Origin of the sequence: Frisingicoccus sp. (assembly GCF_048388605.1) — a bacterium.
Taxonomy (GTDB): domain Bacteria; phylum Bacillota; class Clostridia; order Lachnospirales; family Lachnospiraceae; genus Frisingicoccus.
On sequence record NZ_DBGCTU010000044.1, the window covers coordinates 27,855 to 50,681 of the forward strand.

The window sequence follows — 22,827 nt, forward strand, 5'->3', positions numbered from 1 at the left end:
TACTCCCTTTATTCCTCCGTCATTTTATCCATTAATTCGTCCATTCCCATATAAACTGTCATCTTTTTAAATTCCTGTTTTCTAAAATCTCCAAATCCATCCTGCCCCCACTGCACATACAGCCGGTCGCACCATGTAAAAAGTTCCATATATTCCGGCAATCGGTCAAACACTAAAATAACCGTCCCATATCTGCTTTTCCGCAAAGTATTCACGTAAAAAGAATTCCACGCCGGAAGCTTCACCTCCATACGGTCATATACGGTTCGAAAACCCTTGAGGTAATCCATATCTCCCTCTGAATACACCCAATCGCTGATTCGTTTTCCTTCCTCCTGTCTCTGCATTTGATAATAAAACCACTCACCCAATCCATTTTGTTCCGAATTTCCTGTCGGAAATGTGGAAAATTCCGCAAAGGAAATAAGCAGCACCTCCCCTTTTTTTATACGTTCTTTTGCCGTCCGCACAGCAAAGGCTTCCGCCTCCGGCCCGCTGGACGGGCCATAAACTCCGATAATCTCTGCGCTTCCGGAGCCTTCACCCCCAAGTATCTCCAATAAATCCTCATAAAACCGCTTCGCCGACTGATATTTATTGATAGACGGCCAGCTTCCCTGATAACCGCTGTCATCTTCCAGTAAAATGATCCGGCATCCGGCATCCTCCAAAGGCTTTTCGTGTCCTCCTGCCCTGTCATATTCCGCCAGGGCCGCCCCGGAAACAATCAAAACCTCCGGCACTTCCCTGAGACACCCGCCTAAATTGGCAGATGTCCGGATCCGCCATAAAAACCCGGGATGACGATTCAAATAGGCAGCCAGCCTTCTCAGATACACCGGCTCCACATCGCATATACACATACGTCGATACATCATAATCCCTCTCCGTTTCCAGAGATGACATTTATACTTTTTTGCTTCATAAATGGAATTTTTTATTCAGAATTGAATGGATAAGCTCATTATAGACGCCGTCATAATATTTGTAAAGCCTTCGAAGCTACCAATCCTTCGAAGGCTTTCGGCCTTTTTCCCCAAAAAAGGGGGGAATTCATTTTTTTCCGATGTTATGTCTTATCAAAATTTGTCTTTTTTTATTTTCTGCCGCAGAAAATTGTCAATGAAATATCTGCCAGAAACCGATACCGTACAGGGCAACGATCCCGGGAATTCCCAGAAGAGCCGCCACGGCAAAGTTCATCACATTGATCCCCACCGGCACAAGAATACCAAATCCCGAAAAGATAACATTTGCCAGCCCGATGACGATCATCCCCAATACTCCCCGGAAGAGCCCGTTCAGCACGCAGCGGCCCTGCTGAAAAATAAGACTTCCGATAAAAAAGCAGGCGCTTATGATAATAATCGTCATTAAAAGCTGATTCTGCGTCATAGCCTCACCCAAAATCATTGATTATTAAATCATACGCTCCTGCTTTATATTTTATACCTTATCGCGCGGAGCTTGACGAAGCGCGCCCATGCGCAGCATTTGATATGCGGGATGCCCGAATGGGTATACCTTATCGCGCAGAGTTTGACGAAGCGCACCCATGCGCAGCATCTGACATACGGGATGCCCGAATGGGTATACCTTATCGCGCGGAGCTTGACGAAGCGCGCCCATGCGCAGCATTTGATATGCGGGATGCCCGAATGGGTATACCCTTTTCGCTCCCGCTTTGCGAGAACCGGCTTTCCGCGTTCGTCCCTTCTTTGCCTTCGGCTTCTTCGGCGGCACGTAATCAAACTGAAATGCGACCATTCCAAAGGCAGGTAAGTCATATTGAATGGAGTTTTCCTGATAATCCCAGGCCACCGGCTCGGAAGAAATCGGCGCTTCATTCAGCATGCCGTCTCCGCCGTATTCCTTTTGACTGTTATTAAAAATTTCCGTATAAGTTCCCGGGCATGGAACGCCGGAACGGAAATTCTCATAAACCACCGGAGAAAAATTGAAGTGGAATAACAGACATTTTTTGCCGCTTTTTGTCATCCGGCAGAAGGTAAGCATATTTCTCTCCGTATCACCGCCGTTGATCCACATAAATCCGGCTTTATCATCATCCAGCTCATAGAGCGCCGGCTGACTTCTGTAAAAATGAAGCAGATCCCGATAATAATTGTTCAGCGCCCGGTGGGCGGGTTCATTATCCAAAAGGAACCAGTCAATACTGCGCTCTTCGCTCCACTCCCGGATCTGGGCAAAATCCTGGCCCATAAACAACAGTTTCTTTCCCGGATGCGCTGTCATGAAGCCGTAGGCCACACGAAGGTTTCCAAATTTATCCGGCATTTCTCCCGGCATTTTGCCGATCATGGAACCCTTCATATGTACGACCTCATCATGGGACAGTACAAGAATATATTTTTCACTGTAAGCATATTCAAAGCTGAAGGTCAGCTTGTGATGGTCATACTTTCTGAAATACGGGTCAACTTTCATATATTCCAGAAAGTCGTTCATCCATCCCATATTCCATTTATAGGTGAATCCAAGCCCGCCCTTCTCCGGTATTTCCGTCACCTTCGGCCACGCTGTCGATTCCTCCGCGATCATCATGGCTCCCGGACATCTGCGATGAATAATGGAGTTCAAATGCTTCAAAAATTCTACAGCCTCTTTATTTTCACGGCCGCCCTCATCATTCGGCACCCACTGTCCGGCCTGACGTCCATAATCCAGATACAGCATAGAAGCCACCGCATCCACCCTCAGACCGTCCACATGGAATTTTTCCAGCCAGAACAAAGCGTTTGCCACGAGAAAATTGCTGACCTCCGGCCGCTGATAATTAAAAATATAAGTTCCCCAGTCCGGGTGTTCTCCCCGGCGCGGATCCGGATGCTCATATAAAGCCATGCCGTCAAAATGGGCCAGTCCATGCTCATCCTTCGGGAAATGAGCCGGTACCCAATCCAGGATCACACCGATCCCCTGACTGTGCATGTAATCGATAAAATACATGAAATCCTCCGGCGTTCCATATCTGGAAGTCGGCGCATAATATCCGGTCACCTGATATCCCCAGGATGCGTCCAGCGGATGTTCCGCAATACCAATCAACTCGACATGGGTATAGCCCATATAATTGACATATTCCGCCAATTCCCGGGCCAACCGGCGATAACCCACAAAACCGTTGTTTTCACCGTCGAAGCTCTTTTTCCACGAACCGAGATGCACTTCATAAACCGCCATCGGCTGATTCGTTTCATGCACTTTTTTCTTTTTTGCTTCCCAGGCCCCATCCGTCCAATGATAGTCCCGGATATCCGTAACGATCGACGCATTTTCCGGCCGCACCTGGCACAGATTGCCATAAGGGTCCGCCTTATAGAGTATCTCGCCGGATTTGGTTTTAATCACATATTTATAAAGTTCACCTTTCCCCACTTCCGGGACAAATGTATCATAAATTCCAAGGCCCTCCACCGGTTCCATCGGATTTTTTTCCATATTCCATCCATTAAAATCGCCAACCACCGAGACACCGGCCGCATTCGGAGCCCATACAGCAAAATAAGTGCCGGCTTCTCCATTCTCCTCCGCCAGATGAGCGCCCAGCTTTTCATAGATTTCATAATGTCTCCCGGCCTTAAACAGATAATTGTCAAACCCCGTAATTCTATGTTCCATATCAAACCCCTCATTTCACTTGATAGATCCGGCCCTCATGTCCTCGAAGAACAACGTGCACCCGGCCATTTTCCGCCGGAATCCTCTCTCCCGACATTAAATCCTCGATGCCGTTTCCCGGCACCGGAAGATTTATATCCATGCCGGCTTCCGAATCATCATTATTTAAAGCCACCACACAGGCCTCATCCCGCAAACGGCGGCTGTATACATACTGGCGATTTGTCAGCAATAATTCCACATATTCCCCATAAATTAATTCTTTTCTGGAAGAACGCAGCCGGGCCAGACTTCGGATCCAACGGGTCAGATCCGTTTCCTCCATATCCTCAAGAATCAGTTTCGGCCTCAGCGGCGCGTCGCTGCCATCCGCTTTGCGCCCATGGATTCCGAATTCCGAACCGTAATAGACGGAAGGTATTCCCTGAATTGTAAATAAAAACATATACACAGGAAACAGATCCTCCGCCACATCCAGTTTATCCGCAATCCGATCCACATCATGGTTATCCACAAAATTATATAAAACCGCATCCCGGCACAGTCCATATTCGCCAAAGAGACGACGCAGTGTATGAGCCATCTCAAAATAATTATGGCTGTTATGGGCGGAATAAATACCTTTATGCAGCTCATAATTTGTCACGGAATGCAGCATACCCGGAGCAACCCACCGACCGTAATCGCCGTGGATCACCTCTCCCATAAGCCAGAAATCCGGTTTCATGCTTTCCGTCTCTCTTCGGAGCCGGCGCATAAACTCAAAATCCAGCACATCCGCACAATCCAGACGGATGCCGTCAATATCAAAATTTTCAATCCAGAATCGCACAACATCCATCAGTTCGTCTGCCACCTTCGGATTCCAGACATTCAACCTCGGAAGTTCCGGATACCCTCTCCAGGATTCATACCAGAAGTCATCCCCCAGAGGGCTGGTCCCATCAAAATTCACCTGGCAGTACCAATCCTTCCCCCAGGAATCCCATTTCTTCTCCCGAAGATTTTTAAACGCCGGAAATTCCCGGCCCGTATGATTAAATACGCCGTCAACAACCACTTTGATCCCCCGCTCGTGGCAGGCATCCACCCACCGGCGGAACCCGGCATTATTGCCGAGGCGCCGGTCCACCCGGCGATAATCCCTTGTGTCATAGCCGTGGCTTGTCGATTCAAACAGGGGACCGATATAGACCGCATTACATCCCAGAGACTGCATGTGGTCCGCCCATGCTTCGCTGACGGCAAAAAACGGAACATCCCCCGACTCTGTAAGGGGCGCCGCGTCATTTCTTTCCGGCGCCCCGCACAGTCCGAGGGGATAAATATGATAAAATATTCTGTCTTGAAATAGCATCAGTCAAAATCCTCCGGAAGCAGTGTGAACATACTCGCCTCTTTATAGGCATTATCCAGCACCGTCATAAATAAATTCTTCATATTTCGTTTTTCCAGATTCACGACGGCTTCATCAATGACAGCCATAACATCCTCATAATTCACATCCTTGCCCGACACCATTCGCGCCTCAAAGATATCCCGAAGCGTGACTACCCTCACCTCATCCGAAATATCATAGCCGCGCCGCTTTGCATAGGATTCGGCCAGTTTGATCAGCTCACTCACATCATATTTGGAAATATTGATCACATTAAGGAATTTCGAACGCAGCTTCGGATATTTTTTCCATAATCCGTGCAGATCCGATTCGGAATCCTCAAGCACGATAGCCACTTTCTGTCCATCCCGGTTCACATAATCAGAGATGATGGCCACCGATCTCTCATTCAGCATCCCTGCGCCGCTGATAATAAGACAGCCGCCCGATATTTTTTCAAATACCGGTGAAAAATCCATACTGTTCAATTCATCCGAGGATGCCCGGACGATTTTTCCCTTATCACACATGCCATAAGTATTCAGCGCCTTGGCTATACCGATGGAAATCTGCGATTTCATACTTTCATCCCTGCCGGAAACCACAAAGTTAATATCATAAGGCGCCAGAATATCTTCTTTTTCCAACAGCGAAGATTCCAGCTTTGTAAATGTTTTCGCCAACTGTTCCTTAACATTCTTAATATCTACGGCTGTCGAGAAAATATCCAGAACCGTATCCGGCACCGGTATATCCTCCGTCACAATTTCATCCTCATCCTCCATGGATGATACCTCTTCCGATATCGCCGGAGCCTCTTCCGGTGTCGTTCCGGCCTCTGTTTCTTCCTCTTCCGGCGTCACGCTTTCCTCTTCAGCACTCGCATCTTTTGTCTCAGCCTCCTCGGCGGTTTCCGACAGTTTATCTCCGAAAAACAAATCATAAGCCGTCTTATCCAGCCTGTTTTCAATAATTTCGTCTTCTTCTCCATCCCCGGCAACATCTTCCGGCGTTACCACACGCATACGGCTGCTGAAATCTTCATGGGCAGCCGTATGTTCAGCCGGTCTGCCGCTCACTACTTTTTTCTGGATTCTTGTGATAAAATCATGGGCCTCGGAAATTCCTTCACCCTCACGAATAATCTCATCCTTTTCTTCCTCTTCTTCATCCTGCCCCGACAAAATTGCGGCCGCCCTCGCCGCAATAACCGAGGAATCGAGAACCATCGTAGCGCCCATATCGCCGCTATTTTCCTCAATCTCAGAAACAGCCGCCTCTGCCTTCGGCTCTTCGGTTTCCGGCTCCGACTCTTCGACTTCCGGCTTCGGCTCCCCGGCTTCCGGCTTCAGCTCCTCGACTCCCGGCTTCGGCTCTTCAGCCATTGCCTCTGTCAAAATATCTTCTTCTGTTTTGGTTTTCGGAGAAACAGCCATTGCCTCCGTGCAGCCGCCTTCCTCCAGATCATACACATCCGAATATTCATCGTCCTTCATATATTCGTCCACATTTAACGGTACATTCAGACCGCTGCGCTCCAAAAGCCCTTCCGAATCAAACATATAGGTGGCGCCCACCGTCTGCTGCATGGATTCGCTGACAGCTCCGGCGCTGCTGCTGCCGCTCACTTCCGCCTTCAGTTCATTGGCCAGATCCACATACTCACCGTGCCCAAACCACAAAATAATCTCATCACATTCCCGGATGCATTTCTTATCTTCACCGGCTTCATGATAAAGCTTCGCCAGTTCGTAAGCCCATTCTTCAATATATTCATAATCTTTTAACTGCTCCAGAGTATGAATAAGTACAGATGTCCGCTCTCCCTTGCCTTTATCCAGGCGATACCGCAGAATATAACGATGCAGATCCCTTGAAGCCACAGAAATAAATTCTTTATAATAATATTCCGCTTCCGAATAGCTGCCCTTTTCAATATATAAACTGGTCAGCAGATCCAGGGCCCGGCGCCCCTTCGGCATTTTTTCATAGGCCTTTAAAAGAACCTTTTCCGCTAAATCTTTCTCTCCCTCATGCAAAAATACCTCTCCCAGCAAACAAAGAGAAGATACATTTTTCATTTTATTTAAATCCAACTTTTCAGCAAGTTTTACTGCCGTCACATAATCTTGTTCATAGGTACAGCTTTTAATTTCCTTCATCAAATCTGCTTCATTAAATTTTTCCACGGTTTCATCTCCTTACAACTATATGCAATAATTACCCAAAATAATTTTAACATAATTGAAATTCATTGACAATAGTCGATAGTTCAGGCTTCAAAAGGCCTGCCCAATGAAACGGAGTATTCTATCAAAAAACGCAAAAAAAGCAGTCATCCTATCTTTTATTGATACGAATGACTGCTTAACAATGAACTGGTTCAATCATACTTAGTTTCCTTTCTTACTATGAATCGATATATACTTAATATCAACAATAGTAGTTTTATTTCTCTATTCAGTTTTCCGGTATCCTAATTTATAAAAAATAATACCTTTATCATTTAACTTTCATACTTTTTTATTTATATCGGAGCATTTTTTACAATCAACTTCTTTGCTACTCTTGTAACATTTTTTTGTTCTTACAATAATTGGATGATTATTTATAATTGATGAACTTCTTCCAGGCTTTCTCCGAATTATTTATCATATACTGACATGTATCTGGACTTTCTAACTATCTTTCTCAATTTAAATTTTTATCTCTTAAGCTTTTTCAATACCCTGTAAACACTCTATCTGTTATTTACAAAACATCGATTCCTTAAATCTTACTCTCTCGCAAAGAATATAATCATCTGAATTATTGAGCAATTACTATTTCATTGGACTCACCTCTTATTTTTTTATTACTTCTATGATTTAGAAGTTTCTTTGTTTGTTTATGTCTATATTATAATCACCCTCCGCATATTTGTCAATACATTTTTTGAAATTTTTTTGATTTATTTTTTAATTTATTTTTATTTTGCTTTTTATCTGTTTTTATTGTGTATATTTTTTGTTTTATCTGTCAATTCCAGACAATATCCGATGCCCGTCACCATCATCCTCAGGCATAAAATGCCGGGGCCTTTGATTTCTCTGCCGGCCCCGGCCCACTCTTAAATAAAATCAAATACTTCCTGTTCAAATTCCAGCTTTTCATATTCCATCGCCGTCACATCCACATTGGAGCTGTAGTCCACAACAACCGTCTGCTGCATTTTATCAATCAGCTTCTGTCCCAAAATATAGTTCACATCAAACTTGCCTGTAATGGCCGGGGTTGCTCCCCGGGTCGGAACGATCAGCTGCACATTGTTTGTCCGAAGCAATTCGAAAATCGGCTGCCAGATATAGATGTCCTTGGCGGCTCCGAAAGGATTATCAATAAAGATGACCTTCGCCAGGCCGGAACCATCACCGCCGCCCGAATAGACCATGGAAATATAGTTGATAACGCCGATCAGAAACTGAATATAGATTCCCTGGGACTGCCCCGTACTTCCAACAGCTTCCTCATATTTTAAATACCGGCTCTGCTCTTTGACCCGCTCCCGCTTATAAAGACTCAGGCGGATGCTGTTCATATCCGTCACGATCACCGAGAACAGGCGTTTCCAGGAAAGCTGCTGGCGAATATAAGCCACCCGCTCCTCCTGAGTCGCATACATATCCGTTTTTGCCACAATGGCATCTATATATTCCGACATGCGCTGTTCGTACATCTCTTCTTTGACATACGGGATCTTCAGCATAACCATTGGTATCTGACGTCCGTCCAGGGAGATCCGGGAATAAGCCGGAAAACGTTCCAATTCCGCCCGAATACTGACGCAGCGCTGCAGACACTGCTTTTCAAAATTTGCCTTTATCTGCACCATGTCATGAATCGTTTTCTCGATCCGTTCCTTTTCAAGCCGGACAATGCGAACGGTTTCCAGAAGCTGCTGTACCAGTTCCCCGGCCCCTGCCGCAGATGACGGTGTGACCGCTTCCGTGCGGACGGCTTCTGACAATTCGGCGGCAGAGAGCAGTCTGAGACTTTCAACTGTCTTTTCCTTATCCCTCTCAAAGCCTTCCCTCTTTCTCTGGAGTTCCGGACGGAGCCGCTGATATTTTTCATTAATCTCACGATATTTTCTCCGTATATCCACATCCGCAGGCCAGGTTTCCTTTGTCCGATTAAACGGTATATTTTCATTGCGGATCATCCGCTCCAAATCCCGTTTTATATCATCATAAACTCTCAGCTCCCGATAAGCGCTCTGAATACCTTCCTCTGTCTTCCGGCTTTTTCCCTTCATCTCGGCCAGCGCCTGCCTCTGCTGCTCTGCATAGGCCCCGTAATCGGCATAAGGCATTTGTATCTGCTGAAAAGTTCCATACTTCTCCTCAATAGTACTCACGCCGTGGGCCACACTGCCGAAAAGTTTATTTTTATCTTCCCTGTATTGAAGAAGAGCTGCCTCCCTGCGCCCGATATCTTCTTTTAACGCCGCCAGTTCCCGCTCCATTGTTTCAAATGTCGCCTCATCCGGCGGTGTCAGGCGGTGTTCCTCCGCCATCTGTTCCAACATTCCTTTGTTCACACCGCGTTTTTGAATCATCCGCAGACCGGTATCCATCATCTGCCGGTAACTTTCCAAAAGCTGTTTCTTATCTTCCAAATCCGAATGTTCTTTTTCATAGGATTCTTTCAACGCGGTAAACCGGGCGTCAATCTCTTCCCCGGCCAGATCATTTTCTCCGACATCGCCCGGCACATAATAGACCTCATAAAGGGAATGCCAGCGCTCCTCCGTCTGTTTCAGAGCATCCCGCAAAGCTTTCTTCTGAGCCGACAGATTCGCGCCCGTTTCTTCAGCCCACTGAAGTTTTTCCGCCGCCAGCTTCTGCTGACCGGCATTTTTCTGCGCCGATGCTTCCAGCTGAACCTTTCGGCTCTGAACTGCCGTCAGATGCTCTTCCAAAGCTTTCATCTGCTCCAGCACATCAATATCGTCATCCAGCCCTTCATTTTCTTTAGAAATCCGCTTCAATTCCTCATAGATTTCATTTTTCTTTACCTCGCAGTCCTTTAAGGCTTCGCCATCCCGGCAAATTTCCACTTCAAGATCATTCAGCTCCGATCCGATCCTGGACCACCGCTCCGATTTTTTCGGGTAATCCTGCTGAAAATTCAGCGCAAAACGGATCATATATTTTTTGTCGGCTTCCATCGTCTGCTCCCGGTCCTTCAGCCGTTCCAGCCCTCTCCGGCTCTCCGCCAACGCCTGCTCCAGCCGCTGGCAGGCCTCCCGGCGCACCGAAGCATCCTTATACCACTCCGGATTCTGAGACAGGAAAAGAACCTCTTCCCCTGCCGCGACTTCTTCCTGACGCATCACCTGGGCCAGCGAGACCACCGGGACAAATCCGTCGTCAAAATCCATCTCCCGAAGCACCCTGTCCTCCTTTATTTTAGACAGACTGCTCTCCAGAATCACAGCCCCCGGCAAGAACGGAATCCGCTCCAGCAATATCTTTCTATCATAATCACCGGCATCTTTCAGATAATCACCGCCGAACACGCAATTTATCCCATGACACTTGCGGATATATTCGATCACCTTCCCGGCCGCATCACTCATGAGCGCCGGGCTGCCCTGCCGCAGATTTTCAAGCTTTTTCTCCGCACGCCCGATCTGCTGCCGCTTCAATTCGCCGTCCAGAATAACCTTCCGAAGCTGACTGTCGATCAGCGCCGTCAACGCCTCGCTATTCTCCGCACGGTAAATTTGCATAAGCTTGTCCCTTTTCTCTTTCTCCACGGCGTATTGATCGAGAAACGCCTTGATCTCCGCTTTCTCGGCTTCCAGATATTCTTTATGACGCTGATTTTCCTCCTGCGCCAATATCAAATTCTGTATTTCCGCATCCTGCTTTGCCTGATCATCCGTCAATTCCCGATATTTCAGTTCATTTGCCCCGCGCTGCTGTTTTTTCTCCCGCAGTGTCCGGCCGACATTTTCCATAAACAATACCGGCACCTTCCGGCAAAGAGCGCTGTAGTTTTTATTATCCTCCGCCTCTATGACATCGATCTCTTTCAGCTGACTCTGCAGAACCGCGCCGTCGCTGAATAATTTCCGCTCTTTTTCCCGGGCTTCTGCCAGCAGATCCGCAGTCTCCCCGGCTGCCTTTTCCACTGCCCATATTTTTTTATTTAATTCCCGGCTCTCTTTCTGATTCATGGCAAACCGCATGCGTGCCAGCCGCTGTAACTCTTCCAGAAGTCCCTCGCTGTCCTCTTTATCCTGAGACAGATAGACTTTCAGTTTTTCCCATTTTTCCCGCACCTGAAGATAATCAGAATAATCCCTCATACTTTCGGCCAGGGCCAGGGCCTGCGTTTTCTTGTCCAGCGTTTCCTTCATCTGCTCCAGCTCCGCCGCATACTTTTCCGTATCCGCCTCCAGCCGTTTTAAATGTTCCTGGTTCTCCTGGATTTTAACCGTATCCAGCTTCCTGGAAATCTCAAGAATATGTTTCTCCGCATATTCTTTTTCCTTCTGAAAAAGGGCCAGTTCCTTATCCTTTCTCCGGTTTACCGCAGTTACCGTGTTATAGGCCCGAACCATATCCGTATCCAGCCCTTCTTTTTCCGCATAGACCTTTCTCAGCAGTTCAACACGCCCGGAAAAGCTTTCGAGAATCTCCGCCTGCCGATCATAATAGCTCATTTCTTCCTTCCGGCCGGCCAGCTCCGCCAATTTATCCTTAATCCGGACAAGGGTATCCGCCATATCTGCATCAGCGCCGCCATTCTGCTGGAAGGCCCGCTGAATCACTTCCTCTATCAGTAAATCCTCGACGACTCTCCGAGTCGTCTTATAGCGATTTTCAAAATAAGTCCGCACATGTCCCTCGGTTTTATTGATTCCCCGAAGGATCTCCCAGTGACTCTCATAAAGCCCATACCGGCTGATAAACCGCTGATACTCGCCCTTGCGCTCAAAAACACGGACTTCTATACCCATATCCCGGCGGCCGAGCTCTTTTAAATAGTTTTTCAGACCGCTGTAGGTGACCCGCTCCTCGCCGTCACTCAGCGGAAGGTTGACCAAATCATTATCATTATACCCCCGGTAAAATAAAACATAATTAAAGTACTCGACAGCCGCCGTCTCCCGAAGCTCCTCCCGGGCCTTCCGGGCGCAAAAACCCGTCAGCATATATTTATAGCCATCATGAATAAACCGTTCATCCAGCTTCCATTCGATCAGCGAATGGATTGTTTTGCTTCCCTGTTCTGTCCGAAACAGCTTTTCAATCGGCTGCTTGTCATCCAGCGTACAATTTGGAATAAGATTCTGAAACAGAAGGAGCATTAAGACGCTCTTGCCGCCGCCGTTTGCCAGGTCATACAAGGCATTTCTGCCGTCAAACCGAAGAATAAAGTCGTCATAAAACTGGGTTCCAAAATTATATTTCACATTATTGACACGAATCCGATTAATATGAGGCATCCTTATCCCCTCCCGTCACTATGTTGTACAACCGGCTTCGGTTTTCCTCATAATAGTTCTCCGCCAACGCACGAAACCGCGGTTTAATATAGTACCGTCCCTGGGATTCGAAAAATAAATCCTGGGAAATCAAAAAGTTAAATACCAGCTTAATAAATCCGGTCTTAGAGCCCCGGGCCGCTTTCAGTGATGCCATATCATCATTGCCCGGCACAAGAGGCATATCCTCCCACAAAGCAGCCAGCGTCTGAAAGCTGTTCTCCTCCACCGCATTCAACGCCCGGTCATGCAGAGCTTTCATTGCCTTCTGCAGAGAACCGTCCGTCTGGGCGACAACCTCCTCGCACCGCACATATTCCGCATAGGAAAAACTTCCGGAATCCTTATAAAATATAAGAATGATATTATAAATAATAAAATAGGCCAGATACAATTCCCGGTTCAGCCGCAGCCCGATGGCGCGTTTCAGCTCATCATTCGTAAAACCAAAAATCCGGTTTCCCTCCCCCGCGGTCACATACAGACTGTTGCCGAATTCATAAAGGCTCAGATTGGATTTTTTCAAAACAGACATGAGAATATCGTAGACCTCACTATTGTTCTGATACGCCTCATATAAATCCACATGCTGAGCGCTGCTGATCTCTTCACCTGTAATAAGCAAAGCAAACAGCTCCATCGCCTTATCCAGATTTCCGTGGTCCATCACATTCCCTGCCTTTCAAACCGTATATTTGTCAAATAATCTTCTTTGCCGACGGCAATCCTTTCCTCCGGCAAAAATTTTAAAGTAAATTTCAAATCCTCATACTCTCTTTTTCTGTCCCGGGCGACCATTTCCGCCATGATCTGCTCCAAAAATGTATCCGGATTCTCCCGGATGCGGGACATGTCATACTGCTCCTTCTGGCTTAAATGCACAAGAAAAGAATAATAATCGCCGTTTCTCAGAATAGTGTCCGTAAACTTCATCACATAAAAATAATGGAGTTCGGACAGGGTAAAGCTTTTCCGCTGAAGAAGCATGTCAAACAAAATCTTCAAAAGCATCCGATGATTGTGGCGGATGCGTTCTTCTTCCAGTTCATCCTCAAAAACATAGTTTTCTTCTTCCCCGGACAAAATCTCTTCGCCTGCCTCTTCATCCTCCGGCCGGCAGGACAGCAGATCCTCCAACCGCCCAAGCTGAAATGTTTTTCGGATTTTCAGGCCAAACAGGGGCGGTACCGCCGCCTCCAGCAGACGAATATCATCCTGCTCCATAACCCTTCGGAGAAAATCCGAGAAATCCATAGTCCGGCGGAACCGGCTCCGCTTTGCTTTTATGAGCATCTCATCCGCCTGAATCTGAAGAGCGGTGCAGGCCGAAAGCAGCGCTTCATGGCGGTCCATGGCCTTTTTAAGCTCCTGATTCAGATAATAAATCTCTTCCATATCCCGGGGCTCATAATGCTCTTCCCTTGCTTTTAAAAGGGCCGTCTCCACCAATTCCAGATTGGCGTCAAAAAGCTTCTGCTCCTCTTCAAACCATCGAAGTCCCTTCTTTGAAAAGTTTTCCAAAGCTTCCATGCCCTCAAAAATATTATGGCTCAACAGGTTTACGATCTCTCCCTGCTGAAGCATCAGCCGGGTCACCTCACTGTTAATGCGCCGAATGACATCCGCTCCGCCCCGGAAATTCCTGGAGCGAATCATTTTCTCCAGAAGGAGCTGCTGAATACTGATCTTGCTCTCTTCCTTTACTTCTTTTGTTTCCAGATAAAATTCAATGCCATCCGTGGAAATGCTGTAGCGGATCTCCCCTTCCTGATAGCTGCCCTCAATAAGCCGGGTTCTTCCCTGCTTCATGCACTTTTCCTTCGGCGCATAATAGTTAAAATAAAAAGGACGTCCGTCATTGGTCAGCTTATCAAATATATAAGCGATCAACTCCTCCAGCGTATCATCCGTTTCCGGACATTCAAAATCCCGAACAAGAAGCCTTTTCAGAAAATCCTCATAGTCCCCATAGGAAACCTTTTTTTCATTAAAACTGTTTTCTTCAATAAAAAAACGGAGGACTGCCATGACAACATAGCCCATATCAACCCCTTCATAACGACCTTCTCTGAAGGAACTCAGCGAATAATCGCAGAGCTTAAAGAACGGATAAAACTTTTTCAGATTCATCATCCGTTCTTCATGTTCATCAATGATATCGTGGATTAAAATATGAGATTCTGTCCCCATGGGAGCCTCCTTACATTAACATATATATTTTTGAATAATGCCGATCAATTCTTCTTCCTGAGAAGCATCGTATCGGATCAAAAAGTTATCGCCTCTGAACTGGCGCGACTTAAAGAGATAAGCCTTAAATCCCCCCTTCGGCAGCCTGTCAACAGATTTAATCTCCGTCCATGACACATAACCGAAATCGTGCACTAAAATACCATTCGTAAAAAGCTTTGTCGGGCTGATCGTCCGCACGGACAGGAAAATGAGCAGCCCGGCAATGAGGATCATCGCCCCCGTCAGCACCGAATAGTAACTTTCCGGCATGTTTGTACTCGGCGTATTTCTCTCGATAAAAAGCCGGATGATCACAACAATGCCGACAGCCACAATAAATATCAACGTCAGCCATTCATTTCTCGGCTGTTTCACCGTCGCCAGTTTTTCTCCATATGACTCATCTACACGAACGGCTTTCCGGATCTGAGTCAGGAAAAAAATAAGAAAACCGATGGCCGCCAGAATAAACGCCCCGCCGTGGGCCAGTTGACTAATGATTTCATTCACTGCATCTTTCCCCTTTCACTTCTGCATATTTAACTTCTATGTATTTTGCTTCTATACGTTTAATTTCATATCGCCATTTCGAATATAACCCATCTTGCGCAGTCCCTGCGCAACGCCCATGGTCACAACCGCAGGAAGAAGGAAATGGAAAACCATAATTTTTATAAGAACGAGGATCGGAGATTCCACAGCCGCCATTGTCTGATAAGTCATGATCGGCCCAACCAGCCCGGAGGTTCCCATCCCGGAGCCCGTCGCATTATTCACCATATGGAACAGAGGCGAAATGGCAATCGGCCCGAGAATCGCCGAAGATATGATCGGCGGGATCCATATCAGAGGCCTTCGGACAATATTCGGCACCTGAAGCATGCTCGTTCCAAGCCCCTGAGATAAAAGTCCGCCGAAGCCGTTATCCCGATAGCTGGTCACAGCAAAACCAACCATCTGACAACAGCATCCAATGGTGGCCGCCCCGGCCGCCACACCGTTTAAACCGAGAATAATTCCCAGAGCTGCCGAACTGATCGGCAGCGTCAGCACCATTCCCATAACCACAGACACAACGATTCCCATCACGATCGGCTGCTGTTCTGTTCCCCAGTTAATAATTCCGCCAAGCCATGTCATAAATCTGGAGATCGGCGGACCAACAATAATTCCCACAGTTCCGCCGGTTAAAATCGTCACCGCCGGAGTGACCAGCAAATCTATCTTTGTCCGCCCGGCAACCAGATGTCCCAGCTCAATCCCCACATAGGCCGCAATAAAAGCGCCGAGGGGTTCTCCCGGCCCGGAAAGCACCAGCGCCCCGTTTTCCGCAAATAGGGTACCGGCAGATATGGCGCTGGCATAAGCGCCGATCATCCCCGCCGTCGCCGCCGAAAGGGTGACGTACACCGATTCCTTAAACTTATAAGCCACGCCCACGCCGATGCCGGCGCCGGTCAGCCTCTGGGCCACCAGGGCAAAAGCCGATATGTACATTCCGATATCGCCGCCGATCAAATCTCCGACCTGCTTCATAATGGTTCCAATGATCAGCGTTGAAAATAACCCCAGGCCCATACCGCTCAGCCCGTCAATAAAAATATGGGACAAAAATTTCTGAATCGTTTTCATATGAATGTCTCTCCTCTACTGCATGATCAAATAGCCCCGGTCCTTCAAATCCCTTTCAATATTATCAAGGATCCGTTCCGACGCCGCTTCTACCGTATGAATATGGATACCGTTGGAAAGCTGCAGCAGCGGTCCCGCCTTGCTGGAGCCCATACGCTCATAAAAATCCATAACATCCTTCTTATTTTCCAGGATCAAATCCGCCTGTATCTGTCCGTAAACATCATGGGCCACGATAACATTCAATACCTTTCCCCCGTTCTCCACAATCAAAGAAAGCTCATCCACGATCTGCTCCTTTGTATGATTTACCATAAAAGAACGGCGGTATTTTTTCATAATTCCCTGCGTATATAAAATATAACCCTTCGGCGTGGCAAAGATTTCCACATTGCCTGCCCGTAAAAGAGCAATATCCTGAACAATAACCTGACGGCTGACCCCCAACTGCCTGGCAAGAGCACTGCCGGAAACAGGCGCTGAACTATTTTTTAAAATATCCAGCAGCTTTTCTCTGCGGATATCACTTTCAACCATAGATTTCACCCTCCCTATACTGTCTTGTCACATAGTTTCTTTATGATTATAGCACAGGAAACGCCATATGTAACATACTTTTTCACGAAATAATCCTTGCCTCTCCGCCCACTCTCCGCTATAATTCAGTAGTGTGGAAGGAGTTGTCATCGATGTTTCGCATGTGGATGAAAATATTTAAGGAAAACCGGCTGCTCCGGGATACAGTTATCGCCCTGGACGACCCTGAAATGAGCCGGACCGCCAAAGTCTTTCAGGCTGTAGCGGATGCCAGCCTGATTTTTGATCTATCTCAGCCGATCTGGCTGGATTCTAACATTCGTGAATTTAAAAGACATAATAAAACCCGATTTAATCAGGATAATTTTGTTGAAGAAATTTCTTTTGATTTTTTAGAAATTCAAATCATTGAAGAGGATTGAAAGCATATGATGTATCTATTATTAATTATTGGTTTTTTTCTGTTAGTTAAGGGCGCTGATTATTTTGTTGAAGGTAGTTCGGCCGTTGCCAGACTGCTGAAAGTCCCCTCCGTGGTTATCGGGCTGACGATCGTCGCCATGGGAACCAGCGCTCCCGAAGCCGCCGTCAGCATAACCGCCGGTCTGGCCGGAAGCAATGAGCTGGCGCTAAGCAACGTCATCGGCTCCAATCTTTTCAACCTGGTACTCATTGTCGGCATATGCGCCCTCATCCGGCCTTTTATTGTCGACCAAAGCATTATGAAAAGAGATTTTCCGGTGGCGATCCTCAGCTCGATTTTATTATTGTTTTTTATACGGGATAATTTTCTGTCCCGAATCGAAGGGGTGATACTCCTTATTTTGATGGCAGCCTATCTTATAGCGACGGTCATTTCCGCCATCCGCAATCCGATCGATATGGACGAGGCGGCAAAGTATCTTCCGATGCACACCAGCCTTCTCTATATTCTTCTTGGGCTGGCCGGCATTATTGTCGGCGGAAACCTGGTTGTGGATAACGCCTGCCGCGTCGCCGCCGCCTTCGGGCTCAGCGAGACTCTCATCGGCCTGACGATCGTTGCCATCGGCACTTCCCTGCCGGAGCTGGTGACCTCCATCACAGCTTCCAGAAAAGGCGAGAGCGGTCTGGCCCTCGGAAATGTCGTTGGTTCCAACATATTCAATATTATGTTTATCCTCGGCATGTCTTCCACGCTTCATCCGATCGCCGCCGATGGGGTTGCCTTTACGGATATTTTAATTTTGATCATTTTAACACTGATCATCTATGTTTTCTGTAAGCTCCGCGGACAAATGGGACGATTGATGGGCGCGGCCTGCACGGCCGCCTATCTGGTTTATTTTGTCTATATTACATTGCGCTGATCTGAATATTCCCCGAAGGGATTTCATATGCTGTTAAAAAAAGAAGGTTCCAAATATGAAAATATTTCTCAAAACCGGCTGTGTCGTCTGCACAGCCTTCCTTCTGACAGCGCTTTTCTATGAATGGATCTTCCCTGAAATCTCTGTCACCGCCTCCGCCAACGCTGATGAACAGCCTGTCCGTCGGCTGGACAGCGATACCCCCGTCCTCGCTCTGACCTTCGATGTGCTCGGCGACGGCGATACCGCGGATCTGATATTGGATATCCTTGAAAAATACCAAATCCGGGCCGCTTTTTTTGTCACCGGCGCCTGGGTCGATACCCATCCCGATGACATCAAAAAAATTGCCGATGCCGGTCATACTCTCGGCAGCAGCGGAGAAAATCACAAAAATATGCTCCAATTGACAGAAAACGAATGCTGTGATGAACTTCTGACCCTCCATGAAAAGATCAAAAATCTGACCGGCATTGATATGCATCTTTTCCGGCCGCCCTATGACGCCTGTACGCCGGAACTCATTCATACCGCTAAAAAATGCGGCTATACTACCCTTTCCTGGGACTGCGACGCCATGGACTGGAAAGGCTACTCCGTCGAAGCTGTCGTCAATGCCGTCTGCCGGAACTCCCGGCTAAAAAACGGTTCCATCATCCGAATGTGCCTTGGACCGGAAAATACCGCGGAAGCATTGGAAACAATTATCCAAAATTTAAAAGAAAGAGGCTACGACTTCGTGCCTCTTTCTGAATTCTAAAATTATTTTTTCCATGTTGACGGTGCAAACAACAGTAAAATCGGGAAAATTTCAAGACGTCCGATCAGCATATCCAAAGATAAAACGATTTTGGACAACATCGAATAGGCGCTGAAATTAGATACCGGCCCGACAGCTCCGAGTCCCGGCCCGATATTATTGAACGTTGCCGCTACGGCTGAAAAATTTGTCTCCAGATCAAATCCGTCCAGACTGATCACCAGCAGAGAAACGACAAAAATCACCAGATAGGCGGACAAAAATGCGAAAACCGACCGCATCATGACATCGTCCACGACCTTCCCTTCCAGCTTTGTCACCTTCACACTCCGCGGGTGTATAAGTGCCGCCATTTCTTTTTTCACCGATTTCAGATAAATAATCACCCTGGATACCTTCATACCGCCGCCGGTACTTCCCGCACAGGCCCCGATAAACATGAGCACAAGCAGGATCGCTTTTGAAAAAGACGGCCACAGATTAAAATCCGTGGTGGAAAAGCCTGTTGTCGTCATTACCGAAGCTGCCTGAAAAGCTGCATGATGAAAATTATGCAGAATTCCTCCGCCCCGGACACATAAATTGGCGGTTATCAAAAACACCGCTCCAAAATAAATGCCGAAATACCAGCGAACCTCCTCCATGGAAAAGGCATCCTTCGCTTTTCGATATAAAATCAAAAAATAAAACGAGAAATTTACGCCAAAAAGCATCATAAAGACGGTTGTCACCGCCTGCAGAAACGGGCTGTAACTGCCCATACTGGAATTTAACACGCCGAAGCCTCCGGTGCCCGCCGTTCCAAAGGAAATACAGAGGGCTTCAAAAACCGGCATTCCCCCAATTACCAGCAAAATGAGCATGGCAACCGTCATTCCAAGATATATTTTATAAAGCATGATCGCCGTCGCCCTCAGCTTTGGAACTAATTTGGACACGGACGGTCCCGGCGACTCGGCCTTCATCAACTGAAGATTATGCTCTCCTCCGGCCAGCGGCAGGATAGCCAGAATAAAAACAAGAACACCCATTCCGCCGACCCAGTGGGAAAAACTCCGCCAGAGCAGCATGCATCTGGACATGGCCTCCACATCCGGCAGAATACTGGCCCCTGTTGTCGTAAAGCCGGAAATTATTTCAAACAGGGCGTCAACAAATGACGGGATCTCGCCGCAGAATACAAAAGGCAGACATCCCATGATACTCATTACGATCCATCCAAGGGCCACGGAAATATAACCTTCCTTGGCATAATATGTCGTCTTTTTAGGTTTTTTCAGAGAAAGTAATGTTCCAATAACCAGGCAGAGGGCCGCGCAGATCAGAAAAGCAAAACCGCTGCTTTCCTGATAAACTACAGCCGCAGCCATCGGAAGCAGCATCAGAAGCGCCTCCACCTTTAAAATACAGCCGATTATGTATCGAATACTTCCATAATTCATAATTATCTCACCGCTCCGTCCAAAATATCTTCCAATCGATTCAAATGAGCGCCCGTAGCCACAACAACTACCTTATCTCCGGAAAGAATACGATCCTGGCCGGAAGGTATGATGACCCTGTTGGCACGCATGATACTGCACAGCAGCAGATTTGGTTTCAGTTTCAAATCCATGATCGGAATATCGGTCACTCTGGACTGCTCTTCCACGGTAAATTCCAGAGCTTCAGCCTTGTTGTCGGCAACCTTATAGACCATATCCACCTTGCTGTCCCTTTCACTGATCCGGCTGTTTTCCAGATCACGGACATACTGGATAATATGCTCAGCGGTCAAATGTTTCGGACTGATGATACTTCCCACCGGTATGCTCTTTACAATTCCCTCAAAAGCAATTTTATTTACTTTTGTAATTAACTTTGCTTTCGACACCTGATGGGCATAAAGGGAAAGCATGATATTCTCCTCATCAAAGTTCGTCAGCGCCACAAACGCATCCATCTGCTCCAATCCCTCTTCCAGAAGAAGCTTGCTGTCCGCCGCGTCGCCATGAATGATCATTGCCCGGTCAAGCTTCTCGCTCAATTCATTACAGCGCTGCAGATTTGACTCTATAATGGTCGTTTTCACCTTTGCCCGTGTCAGCCTCTCGGCCAGATAATAGGCAATCGTGCCTCCGCCGGCAATCATAACATTGCGAATCGGCCGTGCCGAAATACCAATAATGTTAAAGAGGGTATTCATAGCCTCCGTCGGCGCGATCATAGAGATCTTATCGCCCTCCATCAGCACGGTATTGCCGCTCGGAATGACAACTTCTCCTTCCCTCTCAAGAATACATACAAGAAAATGATTTCCGTATTTCACCGCCGCATCCATGACCCGAAGCTGATGCCATGGGGACCCCTTCGGTATTTCAAAACGTACCATATACGCCCGTCCTTTGGCAAAGGTGTCAAGATCCAATGCCGACGGCACCTGGATCAGCCGTTCAATATCCCTGGCCGTCGCAAGTTCCGGATTGATCGAAAGGGACAGTCCAAGTTCCTCTCTGATAAATCCGATCTCATCCACATATTCCGGATTCCGCACACGGGCGATCGTTTTGCAGTCGCCCGCTTTTTTCGCGATCAGACAGCTTAAAAGATTAACTTCATCATGGCCGGTGACCGCAATAAGCAGATCTGCATCCTCAACCCCGGCCTCTTTCTGCATTTTGTAACTGTTGCCATTGCCAATGTAACCAATGATATCCAGCGCGTCCACCGCAGCCTGAACTCTATCCGCCCGCGGTTCAATTACTGTAATTTCATGCCCTTCTTCACTGAGCTGTTCGGCCAGAGTATAACCCACCTTGCCGCAGCCTGCAATAATAATTTTCATAGCTCTACCTCAAAAATATACCCTTAGTAAATTTAAAGCTCTCCCAAACATCGAATACTTTCCGTAACAAGCTTTTTAAACAGCGGCGCCACCCTGTCTGCCGCCTCCTGTACTTCTGTATGATTTAATGGTTTTCGGGAAATTCCTGCCGCCATATTGGATATGCAGGATATACCGCAGATTTTCATCCCCATGTGATTGGCGGCAACCGCCTCACAGGCCGTACTCATTCCCACCGCATCCGCACCGAGGATCCGGCTCATACGGATTTCCGCCGGGGATTCATAATTGGGACCGGTGAACTGGAGATAAGTTCCTTCTTTTAAAGGAATATCCAACGCCGCCGCCCCGCTCCGCAAAATCTCCTGGAGATCTTCATCATAAATATGACTCATATCCGGAAAACGCGGTCCGAATTCCTCAATATTCTCTCCAATCAACGGTGAAGGCACAAAATCTGAAATCTGATCCCGAATCAGCATCAAATCCCCTGCCGTAAAGGTCTCATTGACTCCTCCGGCGGCATTGGTCAAAAACAGGATCTCCGCCCCCATCAGCTTCATCAGCCGAACCGGGAGCACCACATCCGCCATCGAATAGCCTTCATAGTAGTGCACTCTTCCCTGCATAGCCACTATTGGGACCCCCGCCGCATAGCCGAATAAAAAACGCCCTTTATGTCCCGGCACGGTAGACACCGGAAAGCCTTCAATCTCCGAATAATCCAGCGCACACTCCAATTGTATGCTCTCGCCGTAATTCCCCAGGCCGGAGCCGAGAATTAAGGCCACTTTGGGATGAAAATCCGTCCTGGCCCGCACACATTCCAGGCACTTCAAAATTCTTTCATATTCCCTTCCCATGTCACCCTTCCTTTCACCAACAATTTCATCTGATAGAAGTATAAAGTGAAAAAGGGACGCCCTGCGGCGCCCC

General features: G+C 47.4%; 17 protein-coding genes. 3 read left to right on the plus strand and 14 right to left on the minus strand.

The window, feature by feature from the left end; genetic code table 11:
- Positions 1-8: 8 nt before the first annotated feature.
- The 11 genes from ACMN7X_RS12070 to ACMN7X_RS12120 form a co-directional block, all read right to left on the minus strand.
- Positions 9-878: a hypothetical protein gene (locus tag ACMN7X_RS12070; protein WP_418747714.1), complete on the minus strand. Its 870-nt coding sequence runs from the start codon at positions 876-878 to the stop codon at positions 9-11.
- A 241-nt stretch (positions 879-1,119) separates the two neighbouring features.
- On the minus strand, positions 1,120-1,395 hold the full coding sequence (locus ACMN7X_RS12075) for a pro-sigmaK processing inhibitor BofA family protein (protein ID WP_418747715.1): 276 nt from the start codon (positions 1,393-1,395) through the stop codon (positions 1,120-1,122).
- Between the two features lie 51 nt (positions 1,396-1,446).
- On the minus strand, positions 1,447-3,642 hold the full coding sequence (gene glgB / locus ACMN7X_RS12080) for a 1,4-alpha-glucan branching protein GlgB (RefSeq protein WP_418747716.1): 2,196 nt from the start codon (positions 3,640-3,642) through the stop codon (positions 1,447-1,449).
- 10 nt (positions 3,643-3,652) lie between these two features.
- Positions 3,653-4,999 carry an alpha-amylase family glycosyl hydrolase gene (locus ACMN7X_RS12085; protein ID WP_418747717.1) on the minus strand — a complete coding sequence of 449 codons (1,347 nt, stop codon included), beginning with the start codon at positions 4,997-4,999 and terminating at the stop codon, positions 3,653-3,655.
- A complete protein-coding gene (locus tag ACMN7X_RS12090; RefSeq protein ID WP_418747718.1) occupies positions 4,999-7,209 on the minus strand; it encodes a tetratricopeptide repeat protein in 2,211 nt (736 codons plus the stop codon). The genes ACMN7X_RS12085 and ACMN7X_RS12090 overlap by 1 nt, the downstream gene beginning before the upstream one ends.
- A 920-nt stretch (positions 7,210-8,129) precedes the next feature.
- Positions 8,130-12,518 carry a hypothetical protein gene (locus ACMN7X_RS12095; protein WP_418747719.1) on the minus strand — a complete coding sequence of 1,463 codons (4,389 nt, stop codon included), beginning with the start codon at positions 12,516-12,518 and terminating at the stop codon, positions 8,130-8,132.
- On the minus strand, positions 12,505-13,224 hold the full coding sequence (locus tag ACMN7X_RS12100; protein ID WP_418747720.1) for a DUF6063 family protein: 720 nt from the start codon (positions 13,222-13,224) through the stop codon (positions 12,505-12,507). The genes ACMN7X_RS12095 and ACMN7X_RS12100 overlap by 14 nt, the downstream gene beginning before the upstream one ends.
- Positions 13,224-14,747, minus strand: a complete 1,524-nt coding sequence (locus tag ACMN7X_RS12105) for a hypothetical protein (RefSeq protein WP_418747721.1) — start codon at positions 14,745-14,747, stop codon at positions 13,224-13,226. Before ACMN7X_RS12105 ends, ACMN7X_RS12100 begins: the two co-directional genes overlap by 1 nt.
- A 15-nt stretch (positions 14,748-14,762) precedes the next feature.
- Positions 14,763-15,299, minus strand: a complete 537-nt coding sequence (locus ACMN7X_RS12110) for a hypothetical protein (RefSeq protein ID WP_418747722.1) — start codon at positions 15,297-15,299, stop codon at positions 14,763-14,765.
- Between the two features lie 51 nt (positions 15,300-15,350).
- The gene (locus ACMN7X_RS12115; RefSeq protein WP_418747723.1) at positions 15,351-16,421 is read right to left on the minus strand and encodes a PTS transporter subunit IIC; all 1,071 of its coding nucleotides are present in this window, start codon (positions 16,419-16,421) and stop codon (positions 15,351-15,353) included.
- A 15-nt stretch (positions 16,422-16,436) separates the two neighbouring features.
- Positions 16,437-16,958: a transcription repressor NadR gene (locus ACMN7X_RS12120; RefSeq protein ID WP_418747724.1), complete on the minus strand. Its 522-nt coding sequence runs from the start codon at positions 16,956-16,958 to the stop codon at positions 16,437-16,439.
- Positions 16,959-17,110: 152 nt separating this feature from the next.
- Between ACMN7X_RS12120 and ACMN7X_RS12125 the strand changes: the two genes are divergently transcribed.
- The 3 genes from ACMN7X_RS12125 to ACMN7X_RS12135 are packed head-to-tail and all read left to right on the plus strand — an operon-like array spanning position 17,111 to position 19,067.
- Positions 17,111-17,380: a hypothetical protein gene (locus tag ACMN7X_RS12125; RefSeq protein WP_418747725.1), complete on the plus strand. Its 270-nt coding sequence runs from the start codon at positions 17,111-17,113 to the stop codon at positions 17,378-17,380.
- A gap of 6 nt (positions 17,381-17,386) precedes the next feature.
- Positions 17,387-18,307: a calcium/sodium antiporter gene (locus tag ACMN7X_RS12130; RefSeq protein ID WP_418747726.1), complete on the plus strand. Its 921-nt coding sequence runs from the start codon at positions 17,387-17,389 to the stop codon at positions 18,305-18,307.
- Between the two features lie 55 nt (positions 18,308-18,362).
- Entirely contained in the window at positions 18,363-19,067 is a 705-nt protein-coding gene (locus ACMN7X_RS12135; protein ID WP_418747727.1) for a polysaccharide deacetylase family protein, read from the plus strand.
- Positions 19,068-19,069: 2 nt separating this feature from the next.
- Here ACMN7X_RS12135 and ACMN7X_RS12140 read toward each other — a convergent pair whose 3' ends face one another.
- From ACMN7X_RS12140 to ACMN7X_RS12150, 3 genes are read right to left on the minus strand one after another with little or no spacing between them, the layout of a single operon-like run.
- A complete protein-coding gene (locus ACMN7X_RS12140; protein ID WP_418747728.1) occupies positions 19,070-20,509 on the minus strand; it encodes a TrkH family potassium uptake protein in 1,440 nt (479 codons plus the stop codon).
- A 2-nt stretch (positions 20,510-20,511) separates the two neighbouring features.
- On the minus strand, positions 20,512-21,891 hold the full coding sequence (trkA, locus tag ACMN7X_RS12145; protein ID WP_418747729.1) for a Trk system potassium transporter TrkA: 1,380 nt from the start codon (positions 21,889-21,891) through the stop codon (positions 20,512-20,514).
- A 32-nt stretch (positions 21,892-21,923) separates the two neighbouring features.
- Positions 21,924-22,754 (minus strand): purine-nucleoside phosphorylase, encoded by an 831-nt coding sequence (locus ACMN7X_RS12150; protein ID WP_418747730.1) that lies wholly within the window; start codon positions 22,752-22,754, stop codon positions 21,924-21,926.
- Positions 22,755-22,827: the final 73 nt, after the last annotated feature.

Excerpts from the sequence above, each read along its gene's own strand:
- ACMN7X_RS12100 (WP_418747720.1), bottom strand. The coding sequence starts at position 13,224 with ATGGACCACGGAAATCTGGATAAGGCGATGGAGCTGTTTGCTTTGCTT.
- ACMN7X_RS12095 (WP_418747719.1), bottom strand. The coding sequence starts at position 12,518 with ATGCCTCATATTAATCGGATTCGTGTCAATAATGTGAAATATAATTTT.
- ACMN7X_RS12135 (WP_418747727.1), top strand. The coding sequence starts at position 18,363 with ATGAAAATATTTCTCAAAACCGGCTGTGTCGTCTGCACAGCCTTCCTT.
- ACMN7X_RS12120 (WP_418747724.1), bottom strand. The coding sequence starts at position 16,958 with ATGGTTGAAAGTGATATCCGCAGAGAAAAGCTGCTGGATATTTTAAAA.
- ACMN7X_RS12115 (WP_418747723.1), bottom strand. The coding sequence starts at position 16,421 with ATGAAAACGATTCAGAAATTTTTGTCCCATATTTTTATTGACGGGCTG.
- ACMN7X_RS12125 (WP_418747725.1), top strand. The coding sequence starts at position 17,111 with ATGTTTCGCATGTGGATGAAAATATTTAAGGAAAACCGGCTGCTCCGG.
- trkA (WP_418747729.1), bottom strand. The coding sequence starts at position 21,891 with ATGAAAATTATTATTGCAGGCTGCGGCAAGGTGGGTTATACTCTGGCC.
- ACMN7X_RS12150 (WP_418747730.1), bottom strand. The coding sequence starts at position 22,754 with ATGGGAAGGGAATATGAAAGAATTTTGAAGTGCCTGGAATGTGTGCGG.
- ACMN7X_RS12105 (WP_418747721.1), bottom strand. The coding sequence starts at position 14,747 with ATGGGGACAGAATCTCATATTTTAATCCACGATATCATTGATGAACAT.
- ACMN7X_RS12085 (WP_418747717.1), bottom strand. The coding sequence starts at position 4,999 with ATGCTATTTCAAGACAGAATATTTTATCATATTTATCCCCTCGGACTG.
- ACMN7X_RS12130 (WP_418747726.1), top strand. The coding sequence starts at position 17,387 with ATGATGTATCTATTATTAATTATTGGTTTTTTTCTGTTAGTTAAGGGC.
- glgB (WP_418747716.1), bottom strand. The coding sequence starts at position 3,642 with ATGGAACATAGAATTACGGGGTTTGACAATTATCTGTTTAAGGCCGGG.
- ACMN7X_RS12140 (WP_418747728.1), bottom strand. The coding sequence starts at position 20,509 with ATGAATTATGGAAGTATTCGATACATAATCGGCTGTATTTTAAAGGTG.
- ACMN7X_RS12070 (WP_418747714.1), bottom strand. The coding sequence starts at position 878 with ATGATGTATCGACGTATGTGTATATGCGATGTGGAGCCGGTGTATCTG.
- ACMN7X_RS12075 (WP_418747715.1), bottom strand. The coding sequence starts at position 1,395 with ATGACGCAGAATCAGCTTTTAATGACGATTATTATCATAAGCGCCTGC.